The sequence below is a fragment of the Streptomyces sp. NRRL F-2664 genome, assembly GCF_000719345.1.
Lineage (GTDB): Bacteria > Actinomycetota > Actinomycetes > Streptomycetales > Streptomycetaceae > Streptomyces.
On sequence record NZ_JOFX01000020.1, the window covers coordinates 152,734 to 166,726 of the forward strand.

Annotated in this window: 15 protein-coding genes; 9 read left to right on the forward strand and 6 right to left on the reverse strand. The window is 70.9% G+C overall.

The features are described from left to right. Positions 1–81: 81 nt before the first annotated feature. From IF89_RS0118995 to IF89_RS0119025, 7 genes are all read left to right on the forward strand, one after another. On the forward strand, positions 82–789 hold the full coding sequence (locus IF89_RS0118995) for a L,D-transpeptidase family protein (protein WP_030769103.1): 708 nt from the start codon (positions 82–84) through the stop codon (positions 787–789). A gap of 124 nt (positions 790–913) precedes the next feature. Next, positions 914–2,158 (forward strand): L,D-transpeptidase family protein, encoded by a 1,245-nt coding sequence (locus IF89_RS0119000; protein WP_051807253.1) that lies wholly within the window; start codon positions 914–916, stop codon positions 2,156–2,158. An 87-nt stretch (positions 2,159–2,245) separates the two neighbouring features. Next, complete coding sequence (locus IF89_RS0119005; protein WP_030769109.1) at positions 2,246–3,013, forward strand: enoyl-CoA hydratase/isomerase family protein; 768 nt, start codon at positions 2,246–2,248, stop codon at positions 3,011–3,013. A gap of 245 nt (positions 3,014–3,258) precedes the next feature. After that, on the forward strand, positions 3,259–3,771 hold the full coding sequence (locus IF89_RS0119010; RefSeq protein WP_030769112.1) for an ATP-binding protein: 513 nt from the start codon (positions 3,259–3,261) through the stop codon (positions 3,769–3,771). A gap of 342 nt (positions 3,772–4,113) precedes the next feature. After that, complete coding sequence (locus IF89_RS0119015) at positions 4,114–4,965, forward strand: polysaccharide deacetylase family protein (protein ID WP_078628395.1); 852 nt, start codon at positions 4,114–4,116, stop codon at positions 4,963–4,965. Beyond that, positions 4,962–6,149, forward strand: coding sequence for a YncE family protein (locus IF89_RS0119020; protein WP_030769120.1), 1,188 nt, complete (start codon positions 4,962–4,964; stop codon positions 6,147–6,149). Before IF89_RS0119015 ends, IF89_RS0119020 begins: the two co-directional genes overlap by 4 nt. A gap of 120 nt (positions 6,150–6,269) precedes the next feature. After that, the gene (locus IF89_RS0119025; RefSeq protein ID WP_030769123.1) at positions 6,270–6,482 is read left to right on the forward strand and encodes an EF-hand domain-containing protein; all 213 of its coding nucleotides are present in this window, start codon (positions 6,270–6,272) and stop codon (positions 6,480–6,482) included. Between the two features lie 45 nt (positions 6,483–6,527). Here the strand turns inward: IF89_RS0119025 and IF89_RS0119030 are convergent, their stop codons facing one another. After that, positions 6,528–7,085, reverse strand: a complete 558-nt coding sequence (locus tag IF89_RS0119030; RefSeq protein ID WP_030769126.1) for a PadR family transcriptional regulator — start codon at positions 7,083–7,085, stop codon at positions 6,528–6,530. Positions 7,086–7,296: 211 nt separating this feature from the next. On the opposite strand from IF89_RS0119030, the gene IF89_RS0119035 reads away from it, so the two are divergent. Further along, entirely contained in the window at positions 7,297–7,944 is a 648-nt protein-coding gene (locus IF89_RS0119035; RefSeq protein ID WP_030769129.1) for a dihydrofolate reductase family protein, read from the forward strand. Positions 7,945–8,000: 56 nt separating this feature from the next. On the opposite strand, the gene IF89_RS0119040 is transcribed toward IF89_RS0119035, so the two are convergent. Further along, positions 8,001–8,498 carry an AMIN-like domain-containing (lipo)protein gene (locus IF89_RS0119040; protein ID WP_030769132.1) on the reverse strand — a complete coding sequence of 166 codons (498 nt, stop codon included), beginning with the start codon at positions 8,496–8,498 and terminating at the stop codon, positions 8,001–8,003. Positions 8,499–8,659: 161 nt separating this feature from the next. Between IF89_RS0119040 and IF89_RS0119045 the strand changes: the two genes are divergently transcribed. After that, a complete protein-coding gene (locus tag IF89_RS0119045; protein WP_158717887.1) occupies positions 8,660–9,277 on the forward strand; it encodes a hypothetical protein in 618 nt (205 codons plus the stop codon). A gap of 96 nt (positions 9,278–9,373) precedes the next feature. Here IF89_RS0119045 and IF89_RS0119050 read toward each other — a convergent pair whose 3' ends face one another. The 4 genes from IF89_RS0119050 to gcvT all read right to left on the reverse strand — a co-directional run bounded on the left by IF89_RS0119050 (position 9,374) and on the right by gcvT (position 13,917). Then, a complete protein-coding gene (locus IF89_RS0119050; protein WP_030769138.1) occupies positions 9,374–10,756 on the reverse strand; it encodes an L-serine ammonia-lyase in 1,383 nt (460 codons plus the stop codon). Positions 10,757–11,045: 289 nt separating this feature from the next. Beyond that, complete coding sequence (gene glyA, locus IF89_RS0119055) at positions 11,046–12,302, reverse strand: serine hydroxymethyltransferase (protein WP_030769140.1); 1,257 nt, start codon at positions 12,300–12,302, stop codon at positions 11,046–11,048. Positions 12,303–12,317: 15 nt separating this feature from the next. Beyond that, complete coding sequence (gcvH, locus tag IF89_RS0119060; protein WP_030655701.1) at positions 12,318–12,698, reverse strand: glycine cleavage system protein GcvH; 381 nt, start codon at positions 12,696–12,698, stop codon at positions 12,318–12,320. Between the two features lie 103 nt (positions 12,699–12,801). Next, positions 12,802–13,917 (reverse strand): glycine cleavage system aminomethyltransferase GcvT, encoded by a 1,116-nt coding sequence (gene gcvT, locus IF89_RS0119065; protein ID WP_030769142.1) that lies wholly within the window; start codon positions 13,915–13,917, stop codon positions 12,802–12,804. Between the last annotated feature and the right edge of the window lie 76 nt (positions 13,918–13,993).

Here is a 13,993-nt window from a genome sequence, read left to right on the forward strand (position 1 = left end):
GCGCAGCAGCGCGAGCCGTACCCCGGCCGCACGGCTTGGCTGGGGTACGACCGTCGCGCTCGCAGACCGAGGAGGCCCGCCATGGCCGTACGTCAGGGGACAGGCCGGACGGCACGGGCGACCGTACTCGGCACCCTGCTCGCCCTGGCGGGCCCGCACCCCGCCTTCGCGGCCGCCGCCGCGGCGGAGCCGGAGAGCGCGTGCGTGGCGGGCACCGGCCCCTACCAGCGGGAGCTCGAACACCACCTCGGCCGGCCGGTCGACGGGGTGCAGTCCCCGGCCGACTGCCGCGCGGTCCGTGCGTTCCAGCACGCGAACGCTGTCAGCCCCGCCGACGGCTACGCGGGCGTGGCCACCTACCGCACGATGCTCGTCGTGACGGCCCGCCCGGACCCCAACGCCGCGGGCGACTGCCCCGAGCGCACCCACCGTGTCACCTGTGTCGACCTCGACCGCCAACTGCTGTGGGTGCAGAAGGGCGGCGACATCGTGCTGCGGCCCGTGCCCATCCGGACCGGCCGCGACGTGCAGGAGACCCGGACCGGCTGGCACGAGGTGTACTGGCGCAGCAAGGACCACGTCTCCACGCTGTACGGATCGCCCATGCCGTACGCCCAGTTCTTCGACGGCGGCCAGGCCCTGCACGGCTCTCCCGGCACCCTCTACGAGGGCGGCGGCTCCGCGGGCTGCGTCAACCTCACCGAACCGGATGCCAAACGCCTCTGGAACCTGCTCGCCGAGGGCGACGCCGTCTACGTCTGGGGCACCAAGCCGGGCACCGAGGACTGACCCGCCAAGCCGTTCCGTCCGTGTCGCGGCACTTGGGACGGAACGGTGACACGACCGTGGCTCATCGTGATCCTCCCGTGTGCTTTCCTGTCGACATGCGCGCGACTGTCCGCGCGCGGGGGACATGGGGAGAACACGAGTGAACCTGCAGCCGATACGCGGCCGCGCCCGGACCGGTCTGCCGGCCCTGCTGCTGGGAGCGGCCCTGCTGTTCACGACCGCCTGCGGCGGCGGTGGTGGCGGCGGCAACAGCAACGGCAGCGGCAGCGACAACGCCGGGGGTGGCGGCAAGGCCGGTACCGAGGCTTCGAAGGCCGTCGTCAGCGTCAAGCCCGACGACGGGGCCAAGGAGGTCGCCACCAGCGGCGTCCTGAAGATAACGAGCACCGGCGGCAAGCTCAGCACGGTGACCGTCGCCGACACCAAGGGCAACGCGGTCGAGGGCAAGCTCTCCGCCGACGGCGCGAGCTGGGAGCCGGCCCGCCACCTGGCCTCGGCCACCGAGTACAAGGTCCACGCGGTCGCCAAGGACGAGGCCGGCCGGGAGTCCGCCAAGGACACCTCCTTCACGACCCTGACACCCACCAACACCTTCATCGGCCACTACACGCCCGAGGACGGCGCGACCGTCGGCGTGGGCATGCCGGTTTCGATCAACTTCACCCGCGGCATCACCAACCCCGAAGCCGTCGAGAAGGCCATCACGGTGACGGCCGACCCGGCCGTCCCGGTCGAGGGCCACTGGTTCGGCAACGACCGCCTCGACTTCCGTCCCGAGAAGTACTGGGCCGCCGGCACCACGGTCACCGTGAAGCTCGCCCTGGACGGCGTCGAGGGCCGCCCGGGCGTCTACGGCAAGCAGACCCGTACGGTCACCTTCAAGATCGGCCGCTCCCAGGTCTCCACGGTCGACGCGGCCGCCCACACGATGCAGGTCGTCCGGGACGGCCAGGTCCTCAAGGACGTCCCGATCACCGCGGGCGCCCCCGCCACCACGACCTACAACGGTCAGATGGTCATCAGCGAGAAGTACAAGGTCACGCGGATGAACGGCGCGACCGTCGGCTTCGGCGGCGAGTACGACATCTCCGACGTCCCGCACGCCATGCGCCTCTCGCAGTCGGGTACCTTCGTGCACGGCAACTACTGGGCCTCCGCCGCCACCTTCGGCTCGGCCAACGTCAGCCACGGCTGCATCGGCCTGAAGGACGTCCGCGGCGCGGGCGACTCCAAGCAGCCCGCGGCCTGGTTCTTCGACGAGTCGCTGATCGGCGACGTGGTCATCGTGAAGAACTCCAAGGACAAGCAGATCGCCCCGGACAACGGCCTCAACGGCTGGAACATGGACTGGGCGGAGTGGATCAAGTAGACCCGGCCCGTACGCGGTGACGGCGGCCCGGTGCTGTGACACACAGCACCGGGCCGCTTCGCGTTAACCGCCGCTAACCTGACCCGTATGACCATCTCTCTCGAAGTCTCCGAAGGCGTCGGCACCGTCCGCCTGGACCGGCCGCCCATGAACGCCCTGGACATCGCCACCCAGGACCGGCTGCGCGAGCTCGCGGTGGAGGCGACCGAGCGGGCCGATGTCCGCGCGGTCATCCTCTACGGCGGCGAGAAGGTGTTCGCGGCGGGCGCGGACATCAAGGAGATGCAGACGATGGACCACGCGGCGATGGTCGCCCGGTCCCGCGCGCTGCAGGACGCCTTCACCGCCGTCGCCCGCATCCCCAAGCCCGTCGTCGCGGCCGTCACCGGCTATGCGCTGGGCGGCGGTTGCGAGCTCGCCCTGTGTGCCGACTACCGGATCGCCGCCGACAACGCCAAGCTCGGCCAGCCCGAGATCCTGCTCGGCCTGATCCCCGGCGCGGGCGGCACCCAGCGGCTGTCCCGGCTGGTGGGACCCTCCCGGGCCAAGGACCTCATCTTCACCGGCCGCATGGTGAAGGCCGACGAGGCGCTGACCCTGGGCCTGGTCGACCGGGTGGTGCCCGCCGCAGAGGTGTACGAGCAGGCGCATGCCTGGGCGGCCAAGCTCGCGCAGGGGCCGGCGATCGCGCTGCGCGCCGCCAAGGAGTGCGTGGACGCGGGTCTGGAGGCCGACATCGACACCGGCCTCACCATCGAACGCAACTGGTTCGCGGGCCTGTTCGCCACCGAGGACCGCGAGCGCGGCATGCGCAGCTTCGTCGAAGAGGGCCCGGGCAAGGCGAAGTTCGTCTGACCGCGGCGCCCTGCCGGTCCTCCGTGGGGGTGGATTAGCCAGGCCTTAAGGCAGCCTTAAGGCGCTCGGGTGATCCACTCGCTGTGATCACCTCCGTGCGGAGCGTCACACCAGGTCAGGCCCGCCGTGAGGTCCCCTTGTTGCCCTCCGCATATGACAGGACGCCCCCTCGGACTGGTTGAATCCGGGGGGCGTTTTCCCGGGGAACGCCTCGGGCGGGCAGGCCTGCCGTCCATGATGGGTGCATGGCGGGCCTGGAGGGTGTGGAACAGCCGCGGCAACGCGGCGGTGCTTCGGCGGTACGGCTCACTGCGGCCGTCGAGGAGGAACAGGGACTCCGGGCCCTGGAGTTGTACGGCAATCCCGCCGAGGCCGAAGTGACCCTGCCGTCCATGCCGGAGTCCGCCGGTACCGCGCGCCGGCTCACCCAGTGCGTGGTGGTCCGCCTCTGGGGCCTCTCGCCGCAGATCTCCGAGCACGCCGTGCTGCTGGTCTCCGAGCTCGTCGGCAACGCGGTCCGCCACACCGGCGCCCGCTCCTTCGGCCTGCGCATGCTGCGGCGGCGCGGCTGGATCCGGGTGGAGGTGCGCGACCCCTCGCGCGGACTGCCCTGCCTCATGCCGGTCCACGAGCTGGACACCACCGGCCGCGGACTGTTCCTCGTGGACAAGCTCTCCGACCGCTGGGGCGCCGACCTGCTGCCCCGCGGGAAGATCACCTGGTTCGAGATGCGGGTGGCGGACCGCCAGAACGCCTGAAGCCCCCGGCTCGCCCGGTGGGGCGGTGTGGGGGCTTCATGGGAGCGCCGAGGATCGAAGGGGGTGTGATCCTCGGCGTGGCGACTTCGCTCGGGTCAATGGGCAAGTCGTGCCTCGACTATGACAGACGAGGGCTCGAACGCCAAAAGTCCCTACTTGGACATAAGTGGGCAAATCATAAGACTTTCTAGCTAAATCTTAGGTGAGGTGGGCCACCTACCTCGCAATCCATGAATAAGTATTGACTGCTCTGAGTAAATCGTTGATCACAAGGCGGAGGGGCCCTCGCATCCGCCTCCTCGATGATCACCCCGAAATGGGTCAATCATTACCTTTCGGGTCATGCACCTCTTAAATGGGCAGGTGCTCTCCCCTCCAGGCCGCCGTGCGGCCCTGCGTGCGGCGCTGCGAACGGCCGGCCTCGGCCTGGCCGGCGCCGCGACGGCCGGCCTCGCCGCCGGCTGCGGCCCGGGGCGCCCTGCCGCCGGCACCGCCTCCGCGCCCGCCGGACCGTCTTCCCCGCCCCCCGGCCCCGACCGTCCGCCCCGGCCCGCCCAGGCGGCCCCCGCCGCCCCGCGCCGGTTCGCCGGGCAGCCCGTCGAGATCGGCCACGGTCCACGTGACCGCGACCGCGTCGCCCTCACCTTCCACGGCAACGGCGAGCCCGCCCTCGCGCGCGCGGCCCTGGCCGCGGCGGAGAAGGAGGGCGCGCGGGTCACCGTGCTGGCGATCGGCTCCTGGCTCGACGCCCACCCGGAGATGGCCCGCCGGATCCTCGACGGCGGCCACGAGCTCGGCAACCACACCCGGCGCCACCTCGCGATCAACGACCTGACCGAGGCGGAGGCGTACGCCGAGATCACCGGCTGCGCCGAGCGCCTGAAGCGGCTCACCGGTTCCATCGGCACGTGGTTCCGGCCGTCCCGGACGCAGTACGCGACCCCGCTCGTCCGGAAGCTGGCCCAGCGGGCCGGCTACCCGCACGTCCTGTCGTACGACGTCGACTCCCTCGACTTCACCTCGCCCGGCGCCGCGGCCGTCGTCCGCAACGTCACCGGGACGATCCGCCCCGGATCCGTGGTGAGCCTGCACTTCGGCTACGCGGACACGGTGGACGCGATGCCCTCCCTCCTCCAAGAACTCGCGCGCCGCAAGCTGCGCGCGGTGACCACCACGGAGCTGCTGACCCCATGAAGACCACCCGCCTTCCCCGGAATGCCGGCGTCCTGCTGGCCGGTCTGGTCCTCGCCGCCCTGGCGGGCTGCGGATCGGCCGGCAAGGGACCCGCCGAGGCGCTCGGCACCAAGGGCCCCGCCAAGCCCGTCAAGGCCGTGCCGGCCGCACCTCCCGGGCTGCCCGGCATGCCGCCCCTGCTGGACCCGAACGACGTCTACGCGGCGGACCGGCCGGGCAAGCTGTCCCCGGTGGTCAAGGACTTCCCGTCCCGCGTCTACGTGCCGAACACCAACTCCAACACGGTGTCCGTCATCGACCCCGAGACCTACCAGGTCATCGACACCATCCCGGTCGGGATCCAGCCCCAGCACGTCGTGCCCTCCTGGGACCTGAAGACCCTGTGGGTGAACAACAACCGGGGCCACACGCTCACCCCGATCAACCCCGCCACCGGCGAGGCCGGCAAGCCCGTCGAGGTGCACGACCCGTACAACCTGTACTTCACGCCCAACGGGAAGTACGCGATCGTGATGGCCTCACTGGACAAGGAACTGGTCTTCCGCGACCCGCACACCATGGACCGCGTGAAGACCGTCCCGGTGACCTGCTTCGGCGTCAACCACGCCGACTTCTCCGCCGACGGCCGCTACTTCATCGTGAGCTGCGAGTTCTCCGGCGAACTGCTCAAGGTGGACACCGAGCGGATGGAGGTCGTCGGCCAGCAGAAGCTGCCGTTCGAGGGCGCCATGCCGCAGGACGTCAAGGTCTCCCCGGACGGGAAGACCTTCTACGTCGCGGACATGATGGCGCACGGCATGTGGGTGCTCAGCGGGGACACCTTCGAGACCCCCAAGCTGCTGCCCACCGGGAAGGGCTGCCACGGCCTCTATGTGAGCCGCGACTCCAAGGAGATGTACGTGTCCAACCGCGGCGAGGGCACCATCTCGGTCTACAACTTCCCGCAGAAGAAGCTCACCAAGAAGTGGACGCTGCCGGACGGCGGCAGCCCCGACATGGGCGGCGTCTCCGCCGACGGCAAGGTGCTGTGGCTCTCCGGCCGCTACAACTCCGAGGTGTACGCCGTCGACACCACGACGGGCAAGCAGCTCGCCCGGATCCCGGTGGGCGGCGGCCCCCACGGACTCGCCGTGTACCCGCAGCCCGGGCGCTACTCGCTCGGCCACACCGGGATCTTCCGCTAGGCGCCCCGGCCCCGTGCCCGGCCCCCGGGCTCCGGCCCCGGGTCCGGCCCCGGGGGTCCGTCCGCCCCCGGCTGCCGCTACCCTGGGCCGGTCAACAAGCACCAAGAAGGGGTGGACCCAGTGGCGGACATCGAGAGCGCACGGGCTACGTTCGACCGGTTCGACGTGAACGGTGACGGCTTCATCACGGCCGACGAGTACAGCGCCGCGATGCGCGCCATGGGCGACGCCCACGTGAGCCCGGCGGTCGCGGACTCCGTCGTCGCCTCCAAGGACGCCAACGGCGACAAGCTCCTCAGCTTCGACGAGTTCTGGGCCTCCCTGGACCAGTAGTCTCCCGCTTCCCGCTCCGGCCCCGGGCCGGAGCGGGAACGCGCGTCAGGCGGCCGGCCCCGACGGGTCCGCCACGTCCTCGACCTCGGCCAGCGCCTCCTCCAGCCAGGCCAGCCAGAAGGTCTCCAGGGCGATCCCGCCGTGCAGGACGAGCCGCCGCAGCCGGTCCTCCACCGCGTCGCGGCCCGGCGGGAAGTCCTTCTCCTCGATGGCCTCGTACTGCGCGAGCTGGCGACGGTGCAGGTCCAGATGGCGCCGCAGCTCGGGACCGAGTCCCTGCGGCCCCACCACGCCCGCCGCGCGGATCCGCAGCAGCAGCGGATCGCGCATCGGCTTCGGGTCCTGGCTCTCGCCGACCCACCGGGCCAGCTCGGTGCTCCCGGCGGGCAGCACCTCGTACTCCTTCTTCTGCCCGCGCACGGGCACCTCGCTGGGCAGCGCCCGGATCAGCCCCGCCTCCTCCAGCCGTCCGAGCTCGCGGTAGATCTGCTGGTGCGTCGCCGACCAGAAGTAGCCGATCGACTTGTCGAACCGCCGGGTCAGCTCCAGTCCGGACGAGGGCTTCTCGAGCAGGGCGGTGAGGATGGCGTGCGGCAGCGACATGCCGCCATCCTAGGTTTGCCGCGGCCCGGGTACGGCGTTCACCTCCGAGCAGCCGTCCCCGTACGGGCCAGGCCCACTGGCGGCCGCCGCGCGGGGGTGCGCAGGCTGGGGTGCGCGACCGCCCCCGAGAAGCGGCCTTCCCGGTCCCGGACGCCGACGAGTTCTCCGCGCCCGGACGGTCTCAACGGGACGACACGACTGGAGGAAGCCCGTGGAGCAACTGCTCAGAGTCCAGAACTTCTGCGTCTCGCGCGACGGATTCGGTACCGGTGAGCACCAGAGCCTGGAACGGCCGTTCGGCCACGCCGACCCCGGGCCCCTGTTCGCGTGGGCCGGGGCCACCGCGAGCTGGCCGAACCGCACCGACCCGGGCGGCAGCCGGGGCCTGGACGACTACTTCACCCGCGACTTCACGCACAACATCGGCGCCGAGATCATGGGCCGCAACAAGTTCGGGCCGCAGCGCGGGCCCTGGGCCGACCACGAGTGGCAGGGCTGGTGGGGCGACGAGCCCCCGTTCCACACCCCGGTCTTCGTCATGACCCACCACCCGCGTCCCTCGTTCACCCTGTCCGACACCACCTTCCACTTCGTCGACGACGACCCGGCAGCGGTCCTCGCGGCGGCCCGGGAGGCGGCCGGGGGCAAGGACGTGCGGCTGGGCGGCGGAGCGACCACGATCCGCGAGTTCCTCGACGCCGGCCTCGTCGACACCCTGCACGTGGCGGTCGCACCCCTGGACCTCGGTTCCGGGGTGCGGCTGTGGAGGGCGCCCGAGGAGCTGCTCGACCGATTCCACCTGGAGGTCGTGCCCAGCCCGAGCAGCGGCGTGACGCACCACCTGTTCTGGCGCAGGTGAAGAACAGGCCGGCCCGGGGCGGGCGACGCCCCGGGCCGGCCGTCCGAACCGCCGGTTCAGTGGGCGATGTCCACGACGAACCGCTCGGGCGAGTGGAGGCTGTAGGCCCGGTAGTAGGGGAGGGTGTCGAAGGCGGCGCCGAAGGTCACGTACCCCTCGTAGTCGCCGGTCAGGGCGATGCCCTTGAGCTTGCTCAGGTAGACCTTCTGGAGCTTGGGCCCCTGGTAGACGCTCTCGCCCGCGTCGTTGTGCGCGGCGGCGGGGTTGAGGCGGATTTCCAGGAAGTACTTCCCGGCCAGCGGCACGGGTTTCCCGGACCCGTCGTAGATCAGCTGTGCGACGGGAGTGACGGTCGTCCCGGGGGGATACCCCTGCAGGTCGATGACGATCCGGTCGAACGTGGCGTGCCCGCCCCAGCGGGCATTGACGACGAGCGGGGTCTGGGTCTGGGTGGCGGTCGTTGAGGCCGAGGCAGGCGCGGCGAGGGAGAGGCAGGTGGCGAGCAGAACGCCGGTTGCCAGGGCCGCGAACTGCCGGAGACGCGGAGAGATCATGACGTCCCCTCGATTCTCGAGTGACGGGACTGCGACACCGCTGAGGACGCCGCCACGGAGCCGGTGGTTCCCGTTCTGGTTCTGCTTTTCGCCGATGCGCGACTGCCGTTGCTGGCAGGGTGGTTCAGTGGAACCGGCCCCGTTCGACAGGAGAGAACCGGATGCGACGATCTCGTTTTCCCCGCCACGCGGCGGTCGCCGTGGCCCTGGTCCTGGCCACCACCGCCTGCGGCGGCGGCGCCGACCGTGAGGTCTCGCAGGAGGGCAAGGGCGGCTACCCGTGGAAGGCCACGGACGAGATCTGCAACGTGCTCCCGTACGGGGAGCTCGCCGATCCGCTGGGTGCGCGGGAGGAGGCCGCTGATCGGATCAAACGGTCCGGCGGGGGAGCTCCGGGCGTCCAGTGCGTCCAGCCGCTCGCCGAGTCCGGCCCGGCGAAGTACGGGAACGTCAAGGTCGAGCTGGACCTCGCCTACACCGAGAGCGTCGACTTCGCCCAGGACGTCTTCGCCAGGAACCGCGAGAACACGCGCACGACCTCGCCGGACAGCGTCCTCGTGGACGTCGAGGGCGTGGGCAGGGAGGCCTACCGGTTCGCCTTCAACAAGCCCGACGACCGGCGCCAGGTGCGCGAGCTGCGCCTGCGGGACAGCAACCTGATGATCGACATCACCGTCACGGCCGAGGCGCGCTCGCTGCCCACCCCCGAGAGCCTCAAGGCGTTCGACGCGTCCGTGGAGGACTTCGCCAAGGGCTGCCTCGAAGCCCTGCGCGCATGACGGCCGGGTCCCGGCACGCAGCCGCGCGCCGGGACCCGTGCGTCGCCCGTGCCCCGGCTGCCGCGGGTCCGGCCGGCCCACGTCAGCCGGCGGGGGTCAGCACTCGATGACGTTGACCGCGAGGCCGCCGCGGGCGGTCTCCTTGTACTTGATCTTCATGTCGGCGCCGGTCTCCTTCATGGTCTTGATGACCTTGTCGAGGGAGACCTTGTGGGAGCCGTCGCCGCGCATCGCCATCTTGGCGGCGGTGACGGCCTTGACCGCGGCCATGCCGTTGCGCTCGATGCAGGGGATCTGGACCAGGCCGCCGACCGGGTCGCAGGTCAGGCCCAGGTTGTGCTCCATGCCGATCTCGGCGGCGTTCTCGACCTGCTCCGGGGTGCCGCCGAGGACCTCGGCGAGGGCGCCCGCCGCCATCGAGCAGGCGGAGCCCACCTCGCCCTGGCAGCCGACCTCGGCGCCGGAGATCGAGGCGTTCTCCTTGAACAGCATGCCGATCGCGCCCGCCGCCAGCAGGAAGCGGACCACGCCGTCCTCGTCCGCGCCCGGGACGAAGTTCATGTAGTAGTGCAGGACGGCCGGGAGGACGCCCGCCGCGCCGTTGGTGGGCGCGGTGACGACGCGGCCGCCGGCCGCGTTCTCCTCGTTGACCGCCATCGCGTAGATCGTCGTCCACTCGCTGCGGTGCATCATCGGGTCGCCCTCGGTGCGCAGCTGGCGCGCCGTGGCGGCGGCGCGGCGCTTGACCCGCAGGCCGCCGGGGAGGATGCCCTCGCGGGACATGCCGCGGGAGACGCAGGACTGCATGACCCGCCAGATCTCCAGGAGGCCCTCGCGGATCTCCTCCTCCGTGCGCCAGGCCTTCTCGTTCTCCAGCATCAGCGAGGAGATCGACAGGCCGGTCTCGTTCGCCAGGCGCAGCATCTCGTCGCCGGAGCGGAAGGGATACCTCAGCACCGTGTCGTCGAGCTTGATCCGGTCCTCGCCGACCGCGTCCTCGTCCACGACGAAGCCGCCGCCGACCGAGTAGTAGGTCTTCTCCAGCAGCGGGGTGCCGGCCTCGTCGTACGCGAAGAGCGTCATGCCGTTCGCGTGGTACGGCAGGGAGCGCCGGCGGTGCAGGATCAGCTGGTTCGGCTCGTCGAAGGCGATCTCGTGGCCATCGCCTATCTCCGCGCCCAGCAGCCGCAGGCGGCCGCTCCTGCGGATGCGCTCCACCTCGTCGTCGGCCGTCTCCACGTCCACGGTGCGGGGGGAGTGGCCCTCCAGGCCCAGCAGCACCGCCTTGGGGGTGCCGTGGCCGTGGCCGGTCGCGCCGAGGGAGCCGAAGAGCTCGGCCCGCACGGAGGCCGTCTGGGCGAGCACGCCGTCCTTCTTCAGCCGCGTAGCGAACATGCGGGCGGCGCGCATCGGACCCACGGTGTGCGAGCTGGACGGACCGATGCCGATCGAGAAGAGATCGAAAACGGAAATGGCCACGGTGGCGGACTCCCGGGTCATCCCCGCGGTGGCGGGGAACGGACCGTCCAGTCGCTCTCGCAGCGTAGCGAGGCGGCCGACGGAGGGTGCGGACTGTGCAGGGATTGCGGGCAAAGACCACCTCGTGGGCGCCCTTGCCCGGTTCATCAGCGTACGTCAGTTCGTGAGGGGCTCGGTTACGCCGACCTGTACGGCGACTTTCGCGGCCCCGACGTCGAGGCCCGCGCCCGGGCCACGGAAAAGGCCCGGCCCTGTGTGGAACAAGGCCGGGCCCGCCCGAGCCGGTGCCCTAGAGCGACGGGTACAGCGGGAACTTCGCGGCGAGCGCCGAGACGCGCGCCTTGAGGCCCTCGGCGTCGTACGCCGGCTTCAGCGCCTGCGCGATGATCTCGGCGACCTCGGTGAAGGCCTCGGCGTCGAAACCGCGGGTGGCCAGGGCCGGCGTACCGATCCGCAGACCCGAGGTGACCATCGGCGGCCGCGGGTCGTTCGGGATGGCGTTGCGGTTGACCGTGATGCCGACCTCGTGCAGGCGGTCCTCGGCCTGCTGGCCGTCCAGCTCGGAGTTGCGCAGGTCGACCAGGACCAGGTGTACGTCGGTGCCGCCGGTGAGGACGTCCACACCCACGGCCTTGACGTCGTCCTGGACCAGGCGGGCGGCGAGGATCTTCGCGCCCTCCAGGGTGCGCTCCTGGCGCTCCTTGAACTCGGGCGAGGCCGCGACCTTGAAGGAGACCGCCTTGGCCGCGATCACGTGCTCCAGGGGGCCGCCCTGCTGGCCGGGGAAGACCGCGGAGTTGATCTTCTTGGCCAGCTCCTGCGTCGACAGGATCACACCGCCGCGCGGACCGCCGAGGGTCTTGTGCGTGGTGGTGGTGACGACGTGGGCGTGCGGGACCGGGTTCGGGTGCAGACCCGCGGCCACCAGGCCGGCGAAGTGCGCCATGTCGACCATCAGGTACGCGCCGACCTCGTCCGCGATGCGGCGGAAGGCGGCGAAGTCCAGCTGGCGCGGGTACGCGGACCAGCCGGCGACGATCAGCTGCGGCTTGGACTCCTTGGCGAGGCGCTCGACCTCGGCCATGTCCACCTGTCCGGACTCGTCCACGTGGTACGGGACCACGTTGTAGAGCTTGCCGGAGAAGTTGATCTTCATGCCGTGGGTCAGGTGACCGCCGTGGGCCAGGTTCAGACCCATGATCGTGTCGCCCGGCTTGAGCAGCGCGAACATCGCGGCGGCGTTCGCCTGCGCACCGGAGTGCGGCTGGACGTTCGCGGCCTCGGCGCCGAACAGCGCCTTGATGCGGTCGATCGCGATCTGCTCGACCACGTCGACGTGCTCGCAACCGCCGTAGTAGCGGCGGCCCGGGTAGCCCTCGGCGTACTTGTTGGTCAGGACCGAGCCCTGGGCCTCCATGACGGCGACCGGAGCGAAGTTCTCCGACGCGATCATTTCCAGGGTCGACTGCTGGCGCACGAGCTCGGCGTCGACGGCTGCGGCGACGTCGGGGTCGAGTTCGTGGAGAGGGGTGTTCAGTACGGACATCAGGATCCCCTGGGGTCAGTTACCGGCGGTGAGCTTGGTGTACTCCTCGGCGGAGAGCACGTCCTTGGGCTCCTCCGAGATGCGCACCTTGAACAGCCAGCCGCCCTCGAACGGGGCGGTGTTCACGAGCGCCGGGTCGTCCACGACGTCCTGGTTGGCCTCGACGATCTCGCCGGAGACCGGGGAGTAGAGGTCGGAGACAGACTTGGTCGACTCCAGCTCGCCACAGGTCTCGCCCTCGGTCACGGTGTCGCCGACCGCGGGGAGCTGCGCGTAGACGACGTCACCGAGCGCGTTGGCCGCGAACTCGGTGATGCCGACCGTCGCGACGCCGTCCACGACGTCGGACAGCCACTCGTGCTCCTTGGTGTAACGCAGATTCTCGGGGGTGCTCATGGCCTGATTCTCCTGGATGCGGGGGAGTGGATACGAACTGCGGTCTTGGGTACTGAGACGGCGCCGTACCGGTACCCGGACGGCGGACGTCGTGCGCGGAGGGTTACTTCTGCCGCTTGTAGAACGGCAGCGCCACGACCTCGTACGGCTCATGCGTACCGCGAATGTCGACGCCGACGCCGGAGGCGCCGGGCGCGGCGTGCTCCGCGTCCACGTACGCCATCGCGATGGGCTTGCCCAGCGTCGGGGACGGGGCGCCCGAGGTGACCTCGCCGATCACCTTTCCGTCGAACGTGACGGCGAAGCCGGCACGCGGGACGCGGCGGCCCTCGGCGATCAGGCCGACCAGCTTGCGCGGCGCCTTGGTCGCGGCCTTCTCGGCGGCGGCCTCCAGGGCGGCGCGGCCCACGAAGTCCCCCTCCTTCTCGAACTTCACGACCCGGCCCAGGCCCGCGTCGAACGGGGTCAGCGCGGTGGTCAGCTCGTGCCCGTACAGCGGCATGCCCGCCTCCAGGCGCAGGGTGTCACGGCAGGACAGACCCGCCGGGACCAGGCCCACGCCCTCGCCGGCCTTGGTCAGCGCCTGCCACAGCTCCACGGCGTGCCCGGGGGCGACGAACAGCTCGAAGCCGTCCTCACCGGTGTAGCCCGTACGCGCGATCAGCGCGGGCACGCCCGCGACGGTCCCCGGCAGGCCGGCGTAGTACTTCAGGCCGTCGAGGTCGGCGTCGGTGAGCGACGCCAGGATGCCGGGGGACTCCGGGCCCTGCACCGCGATCAGGGCGTATGCGTCGCGGTCGTCGCGGACCTCGGTGTCGAAGCCGGCGGCCCGCTCGGTCAGGGCGTCGAGGACGACCTGGGCGTTGGAGGCGTTGGCGACGACCATGTACTCGGTCTCGGCGAGGCGGTAGACGATCAGGTCGTCGAGGATCCCGCCGTCCTCCTGGCAGATGTGCGTGTACCGGGCGCGGCCGACGCCGACGGTGGAGATGTTGCCGACCAGCGCGTAGTCGAGGGCCTTGACGGCCTCCGGCCCGGTCAGGGTGATCTCGCCCATGTGCGAGAGGTCGAAGAGGCCGGCCTTCGTACGGACGGCGTTGTGCTCGTCGCGCTCGCTGGCGTACCGCAGCGGCATGTCCCAGCCCGCGAAGTCGGTCATGGTCGCACCGAGCGAGCGGTGCAGCGCATCGAGGGCGGTCAGGCGGGGGGCAGTGCTCATGGGTGTGGCTCCCGGGTCCCAGGGCATCGACATGACATGACGAGGACGATCCTCCCCATCTGTCATCGGAACCTGA